Genomic DNA, 18,729 nt, shown 5'->3' on the forward strand with positions numbered 1-18,729 from the left:
CGGTACCGGAGTGACGGGTGATGCGCAGCGCCTCCGGCGAACGAGGTGCCGACGCGCCTCGCGGCCTGTGGCACGCTGGCCGGGTGAGCGACACCGCACCCGATCCCGCGACGGACCTCGAGGCCCTCGTCCCGGACTGGCTGACCGTCCCCGACCTCGCCGAGCGGCTCGGCCTGCGCCTCTCCGACGTCCGCCGGCTCATCGAGGAGCGTGAGCTGCTCGCCGTCCGCGTCGGCGAGCGCCGCGTGGTCGCGGTCCCGGCCGGCTTCGTCGACGACGACGGGCCGCTCCCGGCGCTGCGCGGCACCTTCACCGTGCTCGCCGACGGCGGGATGGACGACGCCGAGGTCATCCGCTGGCTGCACACCCCCGACGACACCCTGCCGGTGCCGGGCGCGCCGCTCGACGCCATCCGCGCCGGATTCAAGACCGAGGTCCGCAAGCGCGCCATGGAGGAGGCGTTCTGACCCCCGAGCCGGCCTGGGTCGAGCACGCCGTCTGGTGGCGCGTCTACCCGCTCGGTGCGGTCGGTGCGGTGCCCGAGCCCCCGTCCGGGCCGGCGCGCCCCGACGAGCACCGCCTGCTGCGGCTGCTGCCGTGGCTCGACCACGTCGTCGCGCTCGGGGCCAACGGCGTCGCGCTCGGGCCGGTCTTCGCCTCCGAGCACCACGGGTACGACACCCTCGACCACCGGCGCCTCGACCCCCGCCTCGGCGAGGAGGCCGACCTCGACCGCTTCGTCGAGGAGGCGCACGCGCGCGGCCTGCGGGTCCAGCTCGACGGCGTCTTCAACCACGTCGGGCGCGGCCACCGGCTCGTCGCCGACGCGCTGCGCGACGGCCCGGACTCACCGGCCGGACGGATGGTGCGCCACGAGCCCGACGGCTCCGGGAGCCTGCGCCCGGCCACGTGGGAGGGGCACGACGAGCTCGTCGCGCTCGACCACGACGCGCCGGAGGTGGCCGATCTCGTCGTCGGCGTGATGCGGCACTGGCTCGACCGCGGGGCCGACGCCTGGCGGCTCGACGTCGGGTACGCCGTGCCGCCGGCGTTCTGGGCGCGGGTGCTGCCCGAGGTCCGCCGGACCCATCCGGACGCCTGGTTCGAGGCCGAGGTCATCCACGGCGACTACGCGCAGTTCGTCCGCGACTCGACCGTCGACACCGTCACCCAGTACGAGCTGTGGAAGGCGGTGTGGTCGAGCCTGCAGGACCGCAACCTCCACGAGCTCGACCACGCCCTCGGCCGGCACGACGCCTTCCTCGACACCTTCGTCCCGGCGACCTTCGTCGGCAACCACGACGTCACCCGCATCGCCAGCACGGTCACCGACGCCCGGCACCACCCGCACGCGACGGTGCTGCTCGCGGTGCTCGGGGGCACCCCGGAGGTCTACGCCGGCGACGAGCTCGGCCTGCGCGGGGTCAAGGAGGAGCGGTTCGGGGGCGACGACGCCGTGCGCCCCGACCTCGGCACCGACCCCACCGCAGTGCCCGGTGCCGACGGCGCGGTGTTCGCCCTCCACCAGGAGCTCGTCGGGCTGCGGCGGCGCCACCCGTGGCTGCACCGGGCCCGGTCGTCGGCGGTGAGCCTGACCAACACCCAGTACGTCCTCGACGTCACGGGGGAGGGCGACGGCGGCACGCTGCGGGTCGCGCTCAACCTCGACGACGCGCCGCTCGACCTCGACACCACGGGGCTGCTGGCCGCCGACGACGGGACGCGCGGCCGCGACACCGGCGTGGCGCCCCACGGCTGGGCCGTGCTCGGACGCTGAGGCCCGCCGGCTCAGGCGCGGCGGGCGGTGGCGGTGCCCACGAGGGCGTGCAGCACCTCGCGGGCCTCCGCGGTCAGCTGCGGCGCCTCGTCGACGGCGGCCCGGGCCGAGGCGGCGAGGCGTCCGATCTCGTCCTCGACCACCCCCACGGCGCCGGACCCGGTGATGAGGGTGCGCAGCTCGTCGACGGCCCCGGTGTCGAGGTCGGCCCGGCCGACGAGGTGCTCGACGCGCGCGCGCCCGGTCGCGTCGCTCCCGGCGAGGGCGTGCGCCAGCAGGACCGTGCGCTTGCCCTCGCGCAGGTCGTCGCCGGCGGGCTTGCCGGTCTCCTCCGGGTCGCCGAAGACGCCGAGCAGGTCGTCGCGCAGCTGGAAGGCGCGCCCGACGTCGAGGCCGTAGCCCGAGAGGGCGTCGAGCCCCGCGGGGTCGAGGCCGCCGACGGTGGCGCCGATGAGCAGCGGGTGCTCGACGGTGTACTTGGCGCTCTTGTAGCGGATGACCCGTCCGGCCCGGGCCACTCGCTCGTCGTCGGCCAGGCCCGCCCAGGGGCGCATCGACTCGACGACGTCGAGGAACTGGCCGGCCATCAGCTGGGTGCGCATCCGGTCGAAGACGGCGCGCCCGCGCGCGAGGGCGGCCTCGGGCAGCCCGCACGTGGCGTAGACCTCGTCGGTCCACGTGAGGCAGAGGTTGCCGGCGAGGACGGCGCCCGCGAGGCCGAACCGCTCGTCGTCGCCGCTCCAGCCGCGGTCGGCGTGCCGGGTGGCGAGGGCGCGGTGGGCGGCCGGGCGGCCGCGACGGGTGTCGGAGTCGTCCATGACGTCGTCGTGGATGAGGGCGGCGGCCTGGAAGAGCTCCATGGCGCTCGCGAGGCGCACGAGGGCGTCGGAGTCGGGGAGACCGGCCGCGCGGGCGCCCCAGTAGAGGAAGGCCGCCCGCAGCCGCTTGCCGCCGCGCAGCAGGTCGCCGACCGCGTGGAGCAGGTCCTCGACGTCCGGCCCGAGCTCGGCGAGCACACCGGCCTGGGCGGCGAGCTCGGCGTCGAGGACGTCCTGCACCCGTCGCCGCAGGTCGGCGGTGTCGAGCACGCTGGTCACGAGGGGCTCCTGGCGGGGGCGGACGCGGTCGGACGCGGTCGGAGGGGGTCGGATGGTGGCGCCCCCGAGCCTACGGTGTCGGGGCTCGCGTACCCTCGCCGCCATGGGTCACTACGGAGGGGGCGGCCGTCCCGAGCACCTCGTGGCGTCCATCCCCGCCCGGCTGCGCGAGGAGCGCCCGTCGGTCAGCTTCGAGTTCTTCCCCCCGAAGGACGACGCCGCCGAGACCGCGCTCTGGGACGCGATCCGCCGCCTCGAGCGGGTCCGGCCGGCGTTCGTGTCGGTCACCTACGGCGCCGGCGGCACGAGCCAGGACCGCACCGTCCGGGTCACGGCACGCATCGCCGACGAGACCTCGCTCACCCCGCTCGCGCACCTCACGTGCGTCGGGCAGTCGGTGCGCGACCTGCGCCAGGTCGTCGGCAACTACGCGGCCTCCGGGGTCCGCAACGTCCTCGCCCTGCGCGGTGACCCGCCCGGCGACGTGCGGGCGCAGTGGACGCCGCACCCCGACGGGCTCGACCACGCCGAGGACCTCGTCCGGCTCGTCCGCGGGCTCGGCGACTTCACGGTCGGGGTCGCCGCCTTCCCCGACGTGCACCCCGACAGCCCCGACCTCGACCACGACGTCGAGGTGCTCGTCCGCAAGGCCGACGCCGGCGCCTCGTTCGCCGTCACCCAGATGGTCTTCGACGCCGACACCTACCTGCGCCTGCGCGACCGGGTCGCGGCCCGCCGCGACCTCCCGGTGACGCCGGGCCTCATGCCGGTGACCAGCGTCCGGCAGATCCAGCGGATGTCCGAGCTCATGGGCACCCCGCTGCCGGCGCAGGTCGTCCAGCGCCTCGAGGCCGTCAAGGACGACCCGGCGGCGGTGCGCGCGGTCGGGGTGCAGATCGCCACCGAGCTCGGCCGGCGGATGCTCGACGAGGGTGCGCCGGGGCTGCACTTCATCACGATGAACCGCTCGACCGCGACGCTCGAGGTCCACGAGAACCTCGGCCTCTGAGGGGTCGTCCCCGTCCCGTCCGCCCGGCTACCGTGGGTCGGTGGCGTTCCTGCGGACGGCGTTCTTCCCCGGGGGCACGGCCGCGCACGAGGCGGCGCTCGCCGAGGCCCTGGCCGGCGCACCGGTCCCTGCCGCGCGGCTGCTCTTCGCGAGCGGTGCGGCCGAGGGCGGCTGGCAGGTCGTCCAGGTGTGGGAGACCCGCGTGGCGCTGGAGGAGTTCAACCGCGACTGGTTCCTGCCGGCGCTGCGGGCCGTGGGGGCCGCGGGCTTCCCGGCGCCGCCGCAGGTGCGTGACGTCGAGGACGCCCGGGTGTGGCTTGGCGGGGATGCGCCGCCGGGGGAGCGGTGAGGGTCCGGGCGCCGGTGGGCGGGGGCCACAGGGGCGTCAGGCGACGTCCATCGCCTGGCCGCCGGTGATCCGGATCAGCTCGTCGTAGGTCGTCGCGAAGACGGCGTGGCTGTGCCCGGCCGCGGCCCACACCCGGTCGTACCGGCCGAGGCTGGCGTCGACGACGGTGCGCAGACGGGTCGGGTGCCCGACGGGGGCGACACCGCCGATGGCCATCCCGGTGTGCTCGCGCACGAAGTCGGGGTCGGCCTGCTCGAGCGAGGTGACACCGAGCAGCCCGGCGACCTTCGCGGTGTCGACCCGGTGCCCGCCCGAGGCGAGGACGAGGACCGGGGCGGTGGTGCCGTCCTCGGCCGTGGCGACGAAGACGAGGCTGTTGGCGATCTCGGCCGGCGTCACGCCGAGGGCGTCGGCCGCGGCCCGGGCGGTGCGCACGGCACCGGGCAGCTGGCGCAGCTCGGGGCGGACGTGGTGCAGGGCGAGGGACTCGAGCACCGCGGCGACCCGGCGGTGGGCGGTGAGGTCGCGCTGCGGCGTCGGGTCCTGCGGCGCGACGCCGACGGGCTCGGGCGTCATGACCGGAGCGTAGTGACGCCGGCGGCCGACCGGGGGGAGGCGGGGCTCCGGGTCGAGGTGAAACCCGACCCGGAAAGGGTCCGACTTCACCTCGACCCACTCGAAGGACGCTCCCGTCGAGGTGAAACCCGACCCGGAGAGGGTCCGACATCACCTCGACCCCCTGCGGTCCGCGGGTTTCGCCGAACCGGTTGACGGGGGGTCGGGGGTGGGGGCTACAGTGAACGGAGCAGTCGAACGCATGTTCGATCACTCATCCACCACCGGGTCGCGTCGGCGGGGCAGCCGTCCCGTCGGGTGCTCGGTGCTGCCCACCCGGAGGTGCGCCATGGTCCGTCGCCACGACGAGCCGCTCGAGGTCGCCACGGGGGAGCGGGCCGCCACCTCCTCCGGGTCCGCCGCGGCCACCGCGGCCGTCCTCCACGACGACGCCCCGCGCTCCTTCGTCTGGCGCGGCCGGCGCTACACCGTGTGCGCCGTCCTCGACGCCTGGCAGGAGCGGCGGGCGTGGTGGCGCGAGGTCGGCGAGCACCCCGACGGCCCCACCGACACCGAGCGCCGCGTCTGGCGGGTCGAGGCCCGGCCCCCGTCCGGCACCGCCGGGGTCTTCGACCTCGGACGCGACGACGACCACTGGCTCCTCCTGCGGGCCCACGACTGAGAGGGACGAGACCCGATGCCCGACGCCGAGACCACCCTCGACCTCCTCGAGCGCTCCCGCGAGGCGCTGACCCGCGGCTACACCGACACCCTCGCCTCCGCGCGCCACCTCGACGCCTCGCTCGCCGCGCTGCGGGCCGCGGCCGCCCTCGTCTCCTCCCGCCCGGGCGCCACCCCGGCCGGGAACGGCCCGCACGACGTCTGGGCGCTCGCCGCCCGCACCGCCCCCGAGCTCGCCGAGTGGACGCAGCGCTTCGCCGCGGTCACCGGCGACCGGGTCGGGGTCGAGACCGGGCTCGTGCGGGTCAGCGCCCGTGAGGCCGACGACCTGCTGCGCGAGGCCGAGACCTTCGTCGACCTCGTCGCGGCCCGCCTCGGGGTCCCCGTCGCCCACGCCACCCGGCGGCTGGTCCCCGTCCGCTCGGCCTGAGGCCCGGCCGTGCCCGGCCCCGACGGCTTCGCCCACCTCCACGTCGCCTCCGGGTTCTCGATGCGCTTCGGCGCCTCGACCCCCGAGGACCTCGTCGCCCGTGCCGCCGAGCTCGGCCAGGGCGCGCTCGCCCTCACCGACCGCGACGGCCTCTACGGCGCGATCCGCTTCGCGCAGGCCTGCGGGGCCGCCGGCCTCGACCCCGTCCTCGGCGTCGACCTCGCCGTCACCGACCTCGTGCCCGGTGCGCCCGCCCGGCCCACCCGCACCCCGGTTCGCGGGGGCGCCATCGTCGACCCGCGCCGCCCCCGGGTCACCGTCCTGGCCCGCGGCCGCGCAGCCGGCACCGCCCCCGGCACCGGCTGGGCGGCCCTGTGCCGACTGGTCACCGGCACCCACCTGCGCGGCGAGCGCGGCGTCCCGGTCACCACCCCCGAGCTCCTCGCCGAGTGGTCCCGTGGCACCGAGCCGGGCGCGCCGAGCCGCCTCGTCGTCCTCCTCGGCCCCGACTCCGACGTCGGCCGGGCCGTCCTCGCCGGGCAGCGCGAGCGCTCCCGCGACCTCCTCGCCCGGTGGCGTACCCTCCTGCCCCGCGACGGGCTCGCCCTCGAGGTCGTCCTCCACGGCGGTCCCGAGGGCACCCCGGGCTGCCGCAGCCACGCCGCCCGGCTCCTCGGCCTCGCCGACGCCGCCGGGGTGCCGGCCGTCCTCTCCGCCGCCGTCCGGCACGCCGAGCCCGGCCAGGTGCGCACCGTCGACGTCCTCGACGCCGCCCGCCGGCTCGTCGTCCTCGACTCCCGCCACCTCGACCGCGTCACCGACGCCGGCCACCTCGCCGGCACCGACGCGATGCGCGCCCGCGCCCTCGAGGTCACCTCCGGCGACACCGCCCGTGCCGACCGGCTCCTCGTGATGACCGCCCGGCTGGCCGTCGAGTGCACCCAGGACGCCCGCGACGACCTCGGCATCGGCGCGGTCCACCTCCCCGAGCCCGAGGTCCTCGGCATCGAGCCCGGCACCGACCCGATGGACGTCCTCGCCCAGCGCTGCCGCGCCGCCGTCGCCACCCGCTACCCGGGCGCCGGCGACGCCGAGCGCCAGGTCGTCCTCGACCGCCTCGACGCCGAGCTCGGCGTCGTCCGCTCGCTCGGCTACCCCACGTACTTCCTCACCGTCGCCGAGGTCACCGACCTCATCCGTGCCCGCGGGGTGCGCGTCGCCGCTCGCGGCTCGGGCGCCGGCAGCCTCGTCAACCACCTGCTCGGCATCAGCGGCGTCGACCCCATCCGGCACCGCCTGCTCATGGAGCGGTTCTGCTCCCCACTGCGTGCCGAGCTGCCCGACATCGACGTCGACGTCGAGTCCGCCCGCCGCACCGAGATCTACGAGGCCGTCCTCGAGCGGTTCGGCGGCGAGCGGGTCACCTGCGTCTCGATGATGGACACCTACAAGGTCCGGCACGCCGTCCGCGACGTCGGGGCCGCGCTCGGGATGCCGCCCGTCGAGGTCGACGAGATCGCGAAAGCCTTCCCGCACATCCGGGCCCGCGACGCCCGGCACGCCATCGCCGACCTCCCCGAGCTGCGCACCCGTGGCCTCGACTCGCCCCGGATGGCGCAGTTCTTCGACCTCGTCGAGGCCCTCGACGGCCTGCCCCGGCACATCGCCCTGCACCCGTGCGGCGTCGTCCTGTCCAACGCCGGGATGCTCGACCGCACGCCCGTCGAGGCGTCCTGGCTCGGCTTCCCGATGAGCCAGTTCGACAAGGACGACGTCGAGACCCTCGGGTTCCTCAAGCTCGACGTCCTCGGCATCCGGATGCAGTCCTCGATGGCCCACGCCGTCGCCGAGGTCGAGCGGGTCAGCGGCGAGCGCATCGACCTCGACGACGAGCGCGAGGTGCCGCTCGACGACCCCGACACCTTCGAGCTGATCCGCACCACCCGCACCCTCGGGATGTTCCAGATCGAGAGCCCCGGCCAGCGCGAGCTCGTCGGCAAGCTCGGCCCGACCGCCTTCGACGACCTGATCGTCGACATCTCGCTGTTCCGGCCCGGGCCGGTCAAGTCCGACATGATCACGCCGTTCCTCGAGTCCCGGCACGGCTGGCGCGAGCGGCGCTTCCTCCACCCGAGCCTGATCCCGGCGCTCGAGGAGACCGAGGGGGTCGTCGTCTTCCACGAGCAGGTGCTGCTCATCGTCGCCGAGACCACCGGGGTCAGCCTCGCCCAGGCCGACGAGGTCCGCCGCTCGATGGGCACCCCGCGCGGCCAGGAGGAGGTCGAGGCGTGGTGGCGCCCGGCGGCGGCCGCCCGGGGCTACGCCGCCGAGGACCGCGACCGCATCTGGGAGGTGCTCAAGTCCTTCGCGTCCTTCGGGTTCTGCAAGGCGCACGCCGCGGCCTTCGCGCTGCCGACCTACCACTCGGCGTGGCTGAAGACCCACCACCCGGCGGCCTTCCTCTCCGGCATCCTCACCCACGACCCGGGGATGTACCCCAAGCGCCTGCTCCTCGACGACGCCCGCTCCTTCGGCATCCCCGTCCTCGGCCTCGACGTCAACGCCTCGCGCGAGGTCTACCGCATCGAGCCGGTCGAGGAGGTCGCCCCGGACCCCCGGCCGGGGTGGAAGCGCGACCCGCAGCCGTACGGCATCCGGCTCTCGCTCGCCGACGTCAAGGGCATCAGCGAGGCCGAGGTGGCCCGGGTCGTCGCCGGCCAGCCGTACTCCGACCTCGGCGACTTCTGGACCCGCGCCCGGGTCAGCCGGCCGGTCGTCGAGCGGCTCGTGCTCGCCGGGGCCTTCGACGCCCTCCACGGCACCGGCAGCGGCTCGCTCGGGCGGCGCGGCCGGGTCACCCGCCGCGACCTGCTGCTCCACGTCGCCGAGCTCGACCGCTGGGACCGGGGGAGCGGCCGGCCCCGCACCAGCCGCCGCCGCGCCATCCCCACCTCGGCCGCCCGCGAGGTGCAGGACGCCGGCGTCGACGTCCGGGTGCGCGCCGCCGCCCAGAGCCGGGCGGCCCGCGAGGTCGTCCCGGCCGCCGAGCAGCCCACCCAGCTGACCCTCGACCTCGGCGACCGGCCGACCCTCGTCGCCGGCACCGGCCTGCCCGAGCTCACCGGCCCCGAGCGGGTGCGCGCCGAGCTCGACGTCCTCGGCCTCGACGTCTCGTCCCACGTCGTCGCGTTCTACGACCCGCTGCTCACCGCGCTCGGGGTCACCCGCAGCCGCGACCTGCTCGCGGCCCGCAGTCGCTCCGAGGTGTGGGTCGCCGGCGTCAAGGTCGCCACCCAGACCCCGCCGGTGCGCTCCGGTCGCCGGGTCGTCTTCCTCACCCTCGACGACGGCACCGGCCCGTCGGACTGCACCTTCTTCGAGGACGTCCAGGGCCCGTACTCCGGCGTGGTCTTCCACTCGTGGATGCTCCTCGTGCGCGGGGTGCTGCGCCGTACCGGCGACCGCGGCGTCTCGATCCGGGCCACCGGCGCCTGGGAGCTCGCCGCCCTCTGGGACGCCTGGCAGCTCGGCGGGCTCGCCGGGGTGCACGAGGCCGTCGCCGCGGGGGAGGCCGACGCGGTCGCGCGGGCCGAGGCCGCCGAGCACGCCGCCCGCGAGGCCGCCGAGCGCACCGGGCGCCGGGTGCTCGTCCACGCCTCGGGGTTCAAGCAGTCGCCCTACGCCGACATCAAGCCCGCCGGGGCCGACCCGCGGGCCGGGCGCGGGGTGCCGGTCCTCGACCACCCCGGGGGCCTGCCCCGCCCGGTCGGCGGCACCCCGCCGGGACACGTCGTGCCGGCCGCCGCCACGGCCGCGCCGGCCCTGCCCCCGCGCAAGCTGTGGCACGCGAGCCCGGGAAGCTCGGGACACTAGGGTGGGCACCGCACCGCCACCGCCCGCCCGACGAGGAGAGCCACCGTGTCCGAGCACCGAGGCCGGCGCCCCGGCCCCGCGGGCGGACCCCGCACGACGGCCGTCCAGCGCGTCCTCGACGCCCACGCCGAGGCGCGCCGCGCCGCGCTCGGCCGGCCGCTGCGGGTCCTCGACCTCGGCGGCGGCACCGGCGGCACGGCCGTCCCGCTCGCCGTCGCCGGCCACGAGCTCACCGTCGTCGACCCCAGCCCCGACGCCCTCTTCTCGCTGCGCCGCCGCGCCGCCGAGCGCGGCGTCGAGGACCGCGTGCGCGCCCTCCAGGGCGACGCCGACACCGTCGGCGACCTCGTCGGTGCCGACCCCGCCTTCGACCTCGTCTGCCTCCACGGCACCCTCGAGGTCGTCGACGACCCCGAGGCCGCGGTCGGCGCGGTCGCGGCCCTGCTCGCGCCCGGCGGCACGTTCAGCCTCGTCGTCGCCCAACGGCTGCACGCCGTGCTCTCCCACGCCCTCGCCGGCCGGCTCGAGCGGGCCCGCGCGGTCCTCGAGCGTCCCGACGGCCGCTGGGGCGAGGACGACCCCGCCCCGCGTCGCTTCGACGAGGACGCCGTCGTCGAGATGGTCCGCGCCCACGGCCTCACCCCGGTGCACGTCCAGGGGGTGCGGGTCTTCGCCGACCTCGTGCCCTCGGCCCTCCTCGACTCCGAGGCCGACCGCACCGCGCTCGCCGCGCTCGAGGAGGCGGCCGCGGCCGACACCGCCCACCCGCTGCTCGGCAGCCTCGGCAGCGCCCTGCACGTCCTCGCCACCCGCGGCTGAGCGCCGGGTGACTCGGGGGAGCGCCCGGTGAGCCGCCGCCAGTTCGCCCTCCCCGAGCGGGTCTCCGCGGCGCCCCTCGACGACACCGGCTGCACCGTGCTCCACGTCGACATGGACGCCTTCTACGCGTCCGCCACCCTCCTCTCCCACCCCGAGCTCGTCGGCACCCCGGTGATCATCGGCGGCGGCACCCGCGGCGTCGTCCTCTCGGCCACCTACGAGGCCCGCCGCTTCGGGGTGGCGAGCGCGATGCCGATGAGCCGCGCCCGCCGGCTCTGCCCGCAGGCCACGGTGCTCGCCCCCGACCACGAGCTGTACGCGCGCATCTCGGCCGGGGTGATGGAGACCTTCCGCTCGGTCACCCCCGTCGTCGAGCCGCTCTCGCTCGACGAGGCCTTCCTCGACGTCTCCGGCGCGGTCCGGCGGCTCGGCGGCCCGGCGTCCATCGGGCAGCGGATCCGCGACACCGTCCACGACGAGCAGGGCATCACCTGCTCGGTCGGGGTCGCCCCGAGCAAGTTCGTCGCCAAGCTCGCCTCGAACCTCGCCAAGCCCGACGGGATGGTCGTCGTGCCCCGCGACGAGGTCGTCCCGTTCGTCCAGCAGCTGCCCGTCGCGGCCCTCTGGGGGGTGGGGGACCGCACCGAGGAGGCGCTGGTGCGGCTCGGCCTGCGCACCGTCGCCGACATCGCGCACACCCCGCTCGCCACCCTCGTCCGGGGCCTCGGCGAGGCCACCGGGCACCACCTCCACGAGCTGGCGTGGGGTCGCGACCCCCGCCCGGTCGAGCGCGAGCAGCGCGAGAAGAGCGTCGGCAGCGACCAGACCTTCGAGGCCGACATCGACGACGCCGCCGAGATCCGCCGCCGGCTGCTCGGCCTCAGCGAGCGCACCGCGGCCCGGATGCGCGCCGCCGGCCTCACCGGCCGCACCGTCACCCTCAAGGTGCGCTTCAGCGACTTCACGACGATCACCCGGTCCCGCACCCTGCGCGAGCACACCGACAGCGGCCGCACGCTGCACGCCGCGGCGGTCGGGCTCTTCGACGCCCTCGGGCTCCAGCGGGCCCGCATCCGGCTCGTCGGGGTGCGGATGACCGGGCTGGTCCCGACCCGCGAGGCCCCCATCCAGGGGGTCATCGGCGAGCCCGAGCACGGCTGGCGCGACGCCGACCGGGCCGTCGACCGGGCCCGGGCCCGCTTCGGGTCGGGGGTCGTGCGGCCCGCGAGCCTCATCGAACGTGACACATCACGCAGCCAACGTGACACATCCGCTTCCGTGCGGCGACGTCGCGACCTATCCTGAGGAGCCAGGGACAACGTGGGGCGCCCGCCGGGCGCCTCGGGCCGACCACGGGAGGATCAGTGCCCCTCTCAGACCACGAGCAGAAGATGCTCGACCAGATGGAGCAGCAGCTCGCCGCCGAGGACCCCAAGTTCGCCTCGAACATGCAGGGCAGCGGCCTCGCCTCGCTCCAGCGCCGACGGTGGGTCGTCGGTGTCGTCGGCGCCCTCGCCGGTCTCGGCCTCGTCTTCGTCGGCATCAACACGACGATGTGGGTCGGCGCCATCGGCTTCGCCCTCATGGTCGCCGCGGTCGCCTTCGCCGTCACGCCCCCGCGCAAGGGACGGCTCGGGGTCGTCCAGCAGGACGGCGCCGTGCAGGCCAAGGGCCGCAGCCGGCGCAAGAGCTCGCTCATCGACCGTCTCGACGAGCGCTGGGAGCGCCGCGAGAACAAGTGGTGACCGGCGAGGTCCACCCGGCGGCTCAGGAGAGCAGCAGCCCCACGACGTAGAGCCCGGCGACGACGAGCGCCGAGGCCAGCTCGATCCCCACGCTCTGCAGCACGCCCACCGCGGCGTGCTTCGTCCGGGTCCACGCCTCGCCGCGCGACGTGCCGCGGCCCACCTCGACGAGCCAGATGCCGAGGAGGAAACCGACGACCGCCCCGATGACCGGGACGACGAAGAACCCGACGACCGCGAGCAGCACGGCCAGTGCGAGGGTCGAGGTGCGCACGCCGCGCTGCTTCATCCGGCGGCCGGGGACGAGGTACTGCAGCACCCGTCCGGCGGCGGCGACGAGCACCGACAGCGAGAGCACCACCCATCCGGTGGTGCTCTGCTCGGCGAGGGCCCAGACGAGGACGCCCGCGAGCACGAGGAGGGTGCCGGGCAGGATGGGGACGACGACCCCGACCAGCCCGACGACGATGAGCAGCGGCGGGAGGACGACCCAGACGTCCGCCGCCAGGGCGTCCACCTCAGTCGTCGACGGCCGGGGTCACGGGCTCGTGGAGCCGCTCGCTCTCGTCGATGATGTCGGCCTTGTCGGCCAGTGCGGGGACGTGCTCGCGCCCGTGGTGCGCGCAGAAGAGCAGCTCTCCGCCGGCGTGCAGTCGGGCCCGGACGTAGGCCTGGGCGCCACAGCGGTCGCAGCGGTCCGCGGTGGACAGGGTGGGTGCCAGTGCGGCGTTCACGGCGGCCTCCTCGGCTCGGCTCGGGTCCTGCTGGTGGTTCGTGGCGACCGACCCGTGCGGATCGGCGACCTGTGCAACAGTCAAGCACGCCGGATGCTTCCCGGAGCGCAGGGGGCCACGAACCGGCCGGGTGGTGTCGAGATCGTGACCGTTCACCCGAGCCGCGTGGCCCGTCCGTCGTCACCGGTCAGGAGGCGCGAGCGGGCCGCCAGATACCCGCGCCGCCGCACCGGCGCGGCCACGGCCGGTGCGCCTGTCGGGAGCCGTCGGGGCCGGCGACTACCCTGCGGGACGTGCCTGCGACCGCTGCCAAGAAGACCGCGACGAGCAAGTCCGCGACCGAGTACACCGCCCACCACCTCCAGGTCCTCGAGGGCCTCGAGGCGGTGCGCAAGCGTCCCGGCATGTACATCGGCTCCACCGACTCCCGCGGCCTCATGCACTGCCTCTGGGAGATCATCGACAACGCCGTCGACGAGGCCCTCGGCGGCCACTGCGACCGGGTCGAGGTCGTCCTCTTCGCCGACGGCTCGGTCGAGGTCCGCGACAACGGCCGCGGCGTCCCGGTTGACATCGAGCCGCGCACCGGCCTCACCGGCGTCGAGCTCGTCTACACGCGCCTGCACGCCGGCGGGAAGTTCGGCGGCGGCTCGTACACGGCCTCGGGTGGCCTGCACGGCGTCGGCGCCTCGGTCGTCAACGCCCTCTCCGCGCGCCTCGACGTCGAGGTCGACCGCGGGGGCAAGACCTACGCGATGAGCTTCCGGCGCGGTGAGCCCGGCGTCTTCTCCGACGTCGCGGGTGCCCAGGGCCGCAAGGACCCCGACCACGAGTTCACCCCGTACGTGCGCACCAGCGACCTCGAGGTCGTCGGGAAGGCCAAGCGCGGGGTCACCGGCACGCGCGTGCGCTACTGGGCCGACCGCCAGATCTTCCTCAAGGACGCCGGCCTCGACCTCGAGGGACTGCTCGGCCGGGTGCGGCAGACCTCGTTCCTCGTCCCCGGCCTGACCATCGTCGTGCGCGACGAGCGCGGCGAGGAGCCCACCGAGGAGGTCTTCCTCCACGACGGCGGCATCTCCGAGTTCTGCGAGTACCTCGCCCCCGACGCGCCGGTCACCGACGTCTGGCGCCTCCAGGGCACCGGCACCTTCACCGAGACCGTCCCGGTCCTCGACGCCCAGGGCCACATGACCCCCACCGAGGTCGAGCGCGAGTGCGGCGTCGACGTCGCGGTCCGCTGGGGCACCGGGTACGACACCACGGTCCGCTCCTTCGTCAACATCATCGCCACGCCCAAGGGCGGCACGCACCTCGCCGGCTTCGACCAGGCCCTGCTCAAGGTGCTGCGGAGGCAGGTCGAGGCCAACGCGCGCCGGCTCAAGGCGGGCAGCGACAAGCTCGACAAGGACGACGCCCTCGCCGGCCTCACCGCCGTCGTCACGGTCCGCCTCGCCGAGCCGCAGTTCGAGGGGCAGACCAAGGAGGTGCTCGGCACGGCCGCGGTCCGCCAGATCGTCGCCAAGGTCGTCGAGTCCGAGCTGTCCGCCCTGCTCACCTCGACCAAGCGCCCCTACAAGCAGCAGGCCGCGACCCTCCTCGAGAAGGTCGTCGCCGAGATGAAGTCGCGCATCAGCGCCCGGATGCACAAGGAGACCCAGCGCCGGAAGACCGCGCTCGAGTCCTCGTCGCTGCCGGCCAAGCTCGCCGACTGCCGCAGCAGCGACCCCGAGCGCACCGAGCTGTTCATCGTCGAGGGCGACAGCGCGCTCGGCACCGCCAAGCTGGCCCGCAGCAGCGACCACCAGGCGCTGCTGCCGATCCGCGGCAAGATCCTCAACGTCCAGAAGGCCTCGGTCACCGACATGCTCGGCAACGCCGAGTGCGCGGCGATCATCCAGGTCATCGGGGCCGGCTCCGGGCGCACCTTCGACCTCGAGTCGGCTCGCTACGGGAAGGTCATCATCATGACCGACGCCGACGTCGACGGCGCCCACATCCGGACCCTGCTGCTCACCCTCTTCTTCCGCTACATGCGCCCGCTCGTCGAGGCCGGGCGGGTCTACGCCGCGGTCCCGCCGCTGCACCGCATCGAGGTGGTCAACCCCGGCAGCAAGGCCAACGAGGTCATCTACACCTACTCCGAGGCCGAGATGCGCCGCACGATGGCCTCGCTCGCCAAGCGGGGGAAGAAGACCAAGCCGCTCCAGCGCTACAAGGGCCTCGGCGAGATGGACGCCGACCAGCTGGCCGAGACGACGATGGACCCCGGGCACCGCACGCTGCGCAAGGTCACCCTCGGCGACATCGAGTCCGCCGGAGGGGTCTTCGAGCTCCTCATGGGCGGCGAGGTCGGCCCGCGCAAGGACTTCATCATCGACAGCGCCGGGGCCCTCGACCGCGAGCGCATCGACGCCTGAGCCAGATTCCTCGGCACCAAAGGTCCACAGGACCGGTCGGCCACGCCACAGTGGGGCGGACCGACGCCGGTCCGTCGGCGTCCGCCGAACAGGAGCGAAGACCATGAGCACGGACGTCGAGCAAGGCGGTGCGGTCGCGGGGGAGGAGCGCACCGAGCTCAAGCGGGTCATGGGCCCCAAGCTCCTCCTGTTGTTCATCGTCGGCGACATCCTCGGCACCGGCGTCTACGCGCTGACCGGCGAGGTGGCCTCCGAGGTCGGCGGGGCGGCCTGGGTGCCGTTCATCGTCGCCTTCGCGATCGCGATGATCACCGCGTTCTCCTACCTCGAGCTCGTCACGAAGTACCCGCGGGCCGCCGGGGCGGCGCTCTACACGCACAAGGCGTTCGGCATCCACTTCGCGACCTTCATCGTCGCCTTCACGGTGATGTGCTCGGGCATCACGAGCGCGTCGACGGCCTCGCGCGCGTTCGCCTCGAACCTCGCCAAGGGCTTCGGGCTCGACAGCGACAACACCAACCTCGTGATGTTCATCGCGCTGGGCTTCATGGCCCTCGTCGCCCTCGTGAACTTCCGCGGGGTCGGAGAGTCGGTCAAGGCCAACATCGTCCTCACCCTCGTCGAGCTCTCCGGCCTCCTGCTCGTCATCATGGTCGGCTTCTACGCGCTCTTCGCCGGCAAGACCGACTTCAGCCGCACCGTCGTCTTCGACAGCCCGAGCGACAAGTCGGCCTTCCTCGCCGTCACGGCGGCCACCTCGCTGGCGTTCTTCGCGATGGTCGGCTTCGAGGACTCGGTGAACATGGCCGAGGAGACCAAGGACCCGGTGCGCAACTTCCCGAAGATGATGATCACCGGGCTGAGCATCACCGGCGTCATCTATGTCCTCGTCGCGCTCTTCGCGGTGGCCATCGTCCCCGTCGGCGACCTCGGCGGCAGCGACACACCGCTCGTCACGGTCGTCGAGCGGGCCGCCCCCGACATCCCCATCGACACGCTGCTGCCGTTCATCTCGATGTTCGCCGTCGCCAACTCGGCCCTCATCAACATGCTCATGGCCAGCCGGCTGCTCTACGGCATGGCCCACCAGGAGGTGCTCCCGCCGTTCCTCGGCAAGGTGCACCGCACCCGGCAGACCCCGTGGGCGGCCATCCTCTTCACGACGGCGATCGCCGTCGGCCTCATCGTCGTCGTCACGAAGCAGGCGCAGGGCCAGGTCATCGGCGCCCTCGGCGGCACGACGGCGCTGCTGCTGCTCGGCGTCTTCACGATCGTCAACGTCTGCGTCCTCGTGCTGCGCAAGGACACCATCGACCGCGAGCACTTCGTCGCCCCGACCGTGCTCCCCGTGATCGGCGCCCTGCTCTGCGCGTTCTTCGTCGGTCCGTGGACCGGGCGCGACGTCATCCAGTACAAGATCGCCGGCTGGCTGCTCGTCATCGGGGTCGTGCTCTGGGCCATCACGTGGTTCGCGAACCGGGCGATCCGGGGCAAGCGCACCTACCTGCGCGACCCCGAGGAGCTGGGGGAGTCCGAGGGCACCGTCAACTGAGCACCCAGACGGTGGTGTCGGGAGGCACCGACCCGCCGTCGAGGGGACCCGACGCGAGCACCACCCGCGCGCCCGGCGGGAGGTCTACCGGTGCGGTGCCGGCGTTCGTCAGGACGAGCAGCTCCGGGCCGTCGGTGCCCGACAGGGCGAGCGCGACGACGTCGTCCGGGTGGCCCTCGGTGAGCCGGAGACCGGCCCGGCCGAGCCCCCGGGCGCGCCGCTCGGCGAGGGCCGCGCGGACCAGCTCGAGGGTCGAGCCCGCCACCCCGTCCTGCTGGTCGACGGCCAGCGCGGCGAACTCCGGGGGCTGCGGCAGCCAGGTGCTCGCGCCGGCCCCGAAGCCCAGGGAGGGCGCGTCGCGCGCCCAGGGCATCGGCACCCGGCAGCCGTCCCGCCCGACGACGCGGCCACCGGTGCGCGCGAAGGTCGGGTCGCGCCGGACCTCGTCCGGCAGGGTCGTCGCCTCGGGCAGTCCCAGCTCCTCGCCCTGGTAGAGGTAGGCAGACCCCGGCAGGGCGAGCATGAGCAGCATCGCGGCCCGGGCCCGGCGCAGCCCGAGCACGGGGTCCGGCGCCGGCTGGTCGGGGCCGAGGCCCTTGCCGTTGGGGTTCGGGGTCCCGTCGGGGAGACCGAGGCGGGAGGCGAGGCGGACCGTGTCGTGGTTGGCCAGGGCCCAGGTCGGCGAGGCACCGACCGCGTCGGCGGCCCGCACGGTCTCGGCGACGGCCCGACGCAGGCGCCCGGCGTCCCAGCCGGCGTCGAGGAAGTCGAGGTTGAAGGCCTGGTGCATCTCGTCCGGGCGCACGTAGCGCATCGCCCGCTCGAGCGGCGTCACCCACGCCTCGGCGCAGAGCAGCCGCGGCGGGTCGTAGCCGTCGACGAGCCGCCGCCACTCCCGGTACACGTCGTGGCAGCCCTCCTGGTCCTTGAACGGGGTCAGGTGGGTCGGCTCGGGGTCCGCCCCGGGCGGCTGCGGCGGGGGCTGGTCGGGCAGGCCCGGCGCCTTGACGATGCAGTGGGCGGCGTCGACCCGGAACCCGTCGAGACCGCGGTCGAGCCAGAAGCGCAGGGTCTGCTCGAAGTCGGCGACGACCTCGGGGTGCTCCCACGCGACGTCGGCCTGGGTGCTGTCGAACTGGTGGAGGTACCAGGGGCCCGGGGTGCCGTCGGGCTCGGTGAGGCGCGACCAGGCCGGTCCGCCGAACTCCGAGCGCCAGTTGTTCGGCGGCTCCTCCCCGTCGGCGCCGCGGCCCGGGCGGACGACGAAGCGCTCCCGGGACGGCGCCCCGGGGCCGTCGGCCAGCGCGGCCCGGAACCACGGGTGGTCGGTGGAGACGTGGTTGGGGATGACGTCGGCGACGACCCGCAGCCCGAGGGCGTGCGCCGCCTCGACGAGCCGTTCGACGTCGGCGACCGTGCCGAACTGCGGGTCGACGTCGCGGTGGTCGCTGACGTCGTAGCCGGCGTCGTGCTGCGGGCTGACGTAGAAGGGCGAGAGCCACAGCGCGTCGACACCGAGGGCCGCGAGGTAGGGGAGGCGGGCGAGGATGCCCGGGAGGTCACCGACGCCGTCGGTGCCCGAGGACGCCCACGAGCGCGGGTACACCTGGTAGACGACCGCGTCACGCCACCAGCGGTCGTCGACGGGCTCGGCGTCCCGGAGCATCCCGCCGGTGCCCGGCGCGGAG

The 18,729-nt window shown here is 75.0% G+C and carries 17 protein-coding genes; 12 read left to right on the forward strand and 5 right to left on the reverse strand.

Features of this window, described 5'->3' with window-relative positions:
• Nucleotides 1-83: 83 nt before the first annotated feature.
• Nucleotides 84-467: an Rv2175c family DNA-binding protein gene (locus tag JQN70_RS18870; RefSeq protein ID WP_307836089.1), complete on the forward strand. Its 384-nt coding sequence runs from the start codon at nucleotides 84-86 to the stop codon at nucleotides 465-467.
• Nucleotides 464-1,777 (forward strand): alpha-amylase family glycosyl hydrolase, encoded by a 1,314-nt coding sequence (locus JQN70_RS18875; RefSeq protein ID WP_204132958.1) that lies wholly within the window; start codon nucleotides 464-466, stop codon nucleotides 1,775-1,777. Before JQN70_RS18870 ends, JQN70_RS18875 begins: the two co-directional genes overlap by 4 nt.
• 11 nt (nucleotides 1,778-1,788) lie before the next feature.
• Here the strand turns inward: JQN70_RS18875 and JQN70_RS18880 are convergent, their stop codons facing one another.
• Nucleotides 1,789-2,874 (reverse strand): polyprenyl synthetase family protein, encoded by a 1,086-nt coding sequence (locus tag JQN70_RS18880; protein ID WP_307836091.1) that lies wholly within the window; start codon nucleotides 2,872-2,874, stop codon nucleotides 1,789-1,791.
• 103 nt (nucleotides 2,875-2,977) lie between these two features.
• Here JQN70_RS18880 and metF point away from each other — a divergent pair, with 103 nt between their 5' ends.
• Complete coding sequence (metF, locus tag JQN70_RS18885) at nucleotides 2,978-3,883, forward strand: methylenetetrahydrofolate reductase [NAD(P)H] (protein WP_204132929.1); 906 nt, start codon at nucleotides 2,978-2,980, stop codon at nucleotides 3,881-3,883.
• 40 nt (nucleotides 3,884-3,923) lie between these two features.
• Complete coding sequence (locus JQN70_RS18890) at nucleotides 3,924-4,232, forward strand: hypothetical protein (RefSeq protein ID WP_204132930.1); 309 nt, start codon at nucleotides 3,924-3,926, stop codon at nucleotides 4,230-4,232.
• Nucleotides 4,233-4,268: 36 nt separating this feature from the next.
• Here JQN70_RS18890 and JQN70_RS18895 read toward each other — a convergent pair whose 3' ends face one another.
• Nucleotides 4,269-4,808, reverse strand: a complete 540-nt coding sequence (locus JQN70_RS18895; RefSeq protein ID WP_204132931.1) for a YbaK/EbsC family protein — start codon at nucleotides 4,806-4,808, stop codon at nucleotides 4,269-4,271.
• A gap of 328 nt (nucleotides 4,809-5,136) precedes the next feature.
• On the opposite strand from JQN70_RS18895, the gene JQN70_RS18900 reads away from it, so the two are divergent.
• From JQN70_RS18900 to JQN70_RS18925, 6 genes are read left to right on the forward strand one after another with little or no spacing between them, the layout of a single operon-like run.
• The gene (locus tag JQN70_RS18900) at nucleotides 5,137-5,469 is read left to right on the forward strand and encodes a DUF6504 family protein (RefSeq protein ID WP_204132932.1); all 333 of its coding nucleotides are present in this window, start codon (nucleotides 5,137-5,139) and stop codon (nucleotides 5,467-5,469) included.
• Nucleotides 5,470-5,484: 15 nt separating this feature from the next.
• A complete protein-coding gene (locus JQN70_RS18905) occupies nucleotides 5,485-5,898 on the forward strand; it encodes an SAV_6107 family HEPN domain-containing protein (protein ID WP_204132933.1) in 414 nt (137 codons plus the stop codon).
• Nucleotides 5,899-5,907: 9 nt separating this feature from the next.
• Nucleotides 5,908-9,771, forward strand: a complete 3,864-nt coding sequence (locus JQN70_RS18910) for a DNA polymerase III subunit alpha (RefSeq protein ID WP_307836092.1) — start codon at nucleotides 5,908-5,910, stop codon at nucleotides 9,769-9,771.
• A gap of 45 nt (nucleotides 9,772-9,816) precedes the next feature.
• A complete protein-coding gene (locus JQN70_RS18915; RefSeq protein ID WP_204132934.1) occupies nucleotides 9,817-10,590 on the forward strand; it encodes a class I SAM-dependent methyltransferase in 774 nt (257 codons plus the stop codon).
• A 27-nt stretch (nucleotides 10,591-10,617) separates the two neighbouring features.
• Nucleotides 10,618-11,895, forward strand: coding sequence for a DNA polymerase IV (gene dinB / locus JQN70_RS18920; protein ID WP_204132935.1), 1,278 nt, complete (start codon nucleotides 10,618-10,620; stop codon nucleotides 11,893-11,895).
• 59 nt (nucleotides 11,896-11,954) lie between these two features.
• Nucleotides 11,955-12,335, forward strand: coding sequence for an SCO2097 family morphological protein (locus tag JQN70_RS18925; RefSeq protein WP_307836093.1), 381 nt, complete (start codon nucleotides 11,955-11,957; stop codon nucleotides 12,333-12,335).
• A gap of 22 nt (nucleotides 12,336-12,357) precedes the next feature.
• On the opposite strand, the gene JQN70_RS18930 is transcribed toward JQN70_RS18925, so the two are convergent.
• Both JQN70_RS18930 and JQN70_RS18935 read right to left on the reverse strand, forming a co-directional pair.
• Nucleotides 12,358-12,852 (reverse strand): DUF456 domain-containing protein, encoded by a 495-nt coding sequence (locus tag JQN70_RS18930; protein ID WP_307836094.1) that lies wholly within the window; start codon nucleotides 12,850-12,852, stop codon nucleotides 12,358-12,360.
• Between the two features lies 1 nt (nucleotide 12,853).
• Nucleotides 12,854-13,069 (reverse strand): DUF7455 domain-containing protein, encoded by a 216-nt coding sequence (locus JQN70_RS18935; protein ID WP_204132936.1) that lies wholly within the window; start codon nucleotides 13,067-13,069, stop codon nucleotides 12,854-12,856.
• A gap of 293 nt (nucleotides 13,070-13,362) precedes the next feature.
• Between JQN70_RS18935 and JQN70_RS18940 the strand changes: the two genes are divergently transcribed.
• A complete protein-coding gene (locus JQN70_RS18940; RefSeq protein ID WP_204132937.1) occupies nucleotides 13,363-15,489 on the forward strand; it encodes a DNA gyrase/topoisomerase IV subunit B in 2,127 nt (708 codons plus the stop codon).
• A gap of 103 nt (nucleotides 15,490-15,592) precedes the next feature.
• Nucleotides 15,593-17,041, forward strand: coding sequence for an APC family permease (locus tag JQN70_RS18945; RefSeq protein ID WP_204132938.1), 1,449 nt, complete (start codon nucleotides 15,593-15,595; stop codon nucleotides 17,039-17,041).
• Here the strand turns inward: JQN70_RS18945 and JQN70_RS18950 are convergent.
• Nucleotides 17,034-18,707 (reverse strand): glycoside hydrolase family 13 protein, encoded by a 1,674-nt coding sequence (locus tag JQN70_RS18950; protein WP_204132962.1) that lies wholly within the window; start codon nucleotides 18,705-18,707, stop codon nucleotides 17,034-17,036. The genes JQN70_RS18945 and JQN70_RS18950 overlap by 8 nt on opposite strands.
• Nucleotides 18,708-18,729 lie beyond the last annotated feature (22 nt).

Origin of the sequence: Phycicoccus sonneratiae (assembly GCF_016887965.1) — a bacterium.
Classification (GTDB): Bacteria; Actinomycetota; Actinomycetes; order Actinomycetales; family Dermatophilaceae; genus Phycicoccus; species Phycicoccus sonneratiae.

What these genes read in the sequence shown, in the direction of transcription:
- metF (WP_204132929.1), top strand. Translation starts at nt 2,978, where the DNA reads ATGGGTCACTACGGAGGGGGCGGCCGTCCCGAGCACCTCGTGGCGTCC.
- JQN70_RS18895 (WP_204132931.1), bottom strand. Translation starts at nt 4,808, where the DNA reads ATGACGCCCGAGCCCGTCGGCGTCGCGCCGCAGGACCCGACGCCGCAG.
- JQN70_RS18900 (WP_204132932.1), top strand. Translation starts at nt 5,137, where the DNA reads ATGGTCCGTCGCCACGACGAGCCGCTCGAGGTCGCCACGGGGGAGCGG.
- JQN70_RS18905 (WP_204132933.1), top strand. Translation starts at nt 5,485, where the DNA reads ATGCCCGACGCCGAGACCACCCTCGACCTCCTCGAGCGCTCCCGCGAG.
- JQN70_RS18945 (WP_204132938.1), top strand. Translation starts at nt 15,593, where the DNA reads ATGAGCACGGACGTCGAGCAAGGCGGTGCGGTCGCGGGGGAGGAGCGC.
- JQN70_RS18950 (WP_204132962.1), bottom strand. Translation starts at nt 18,707, where the DNA reads ATGCTCCGGGACGCCGAGCCCGTCGACGACCGCTGGTGGCGTGACGCG.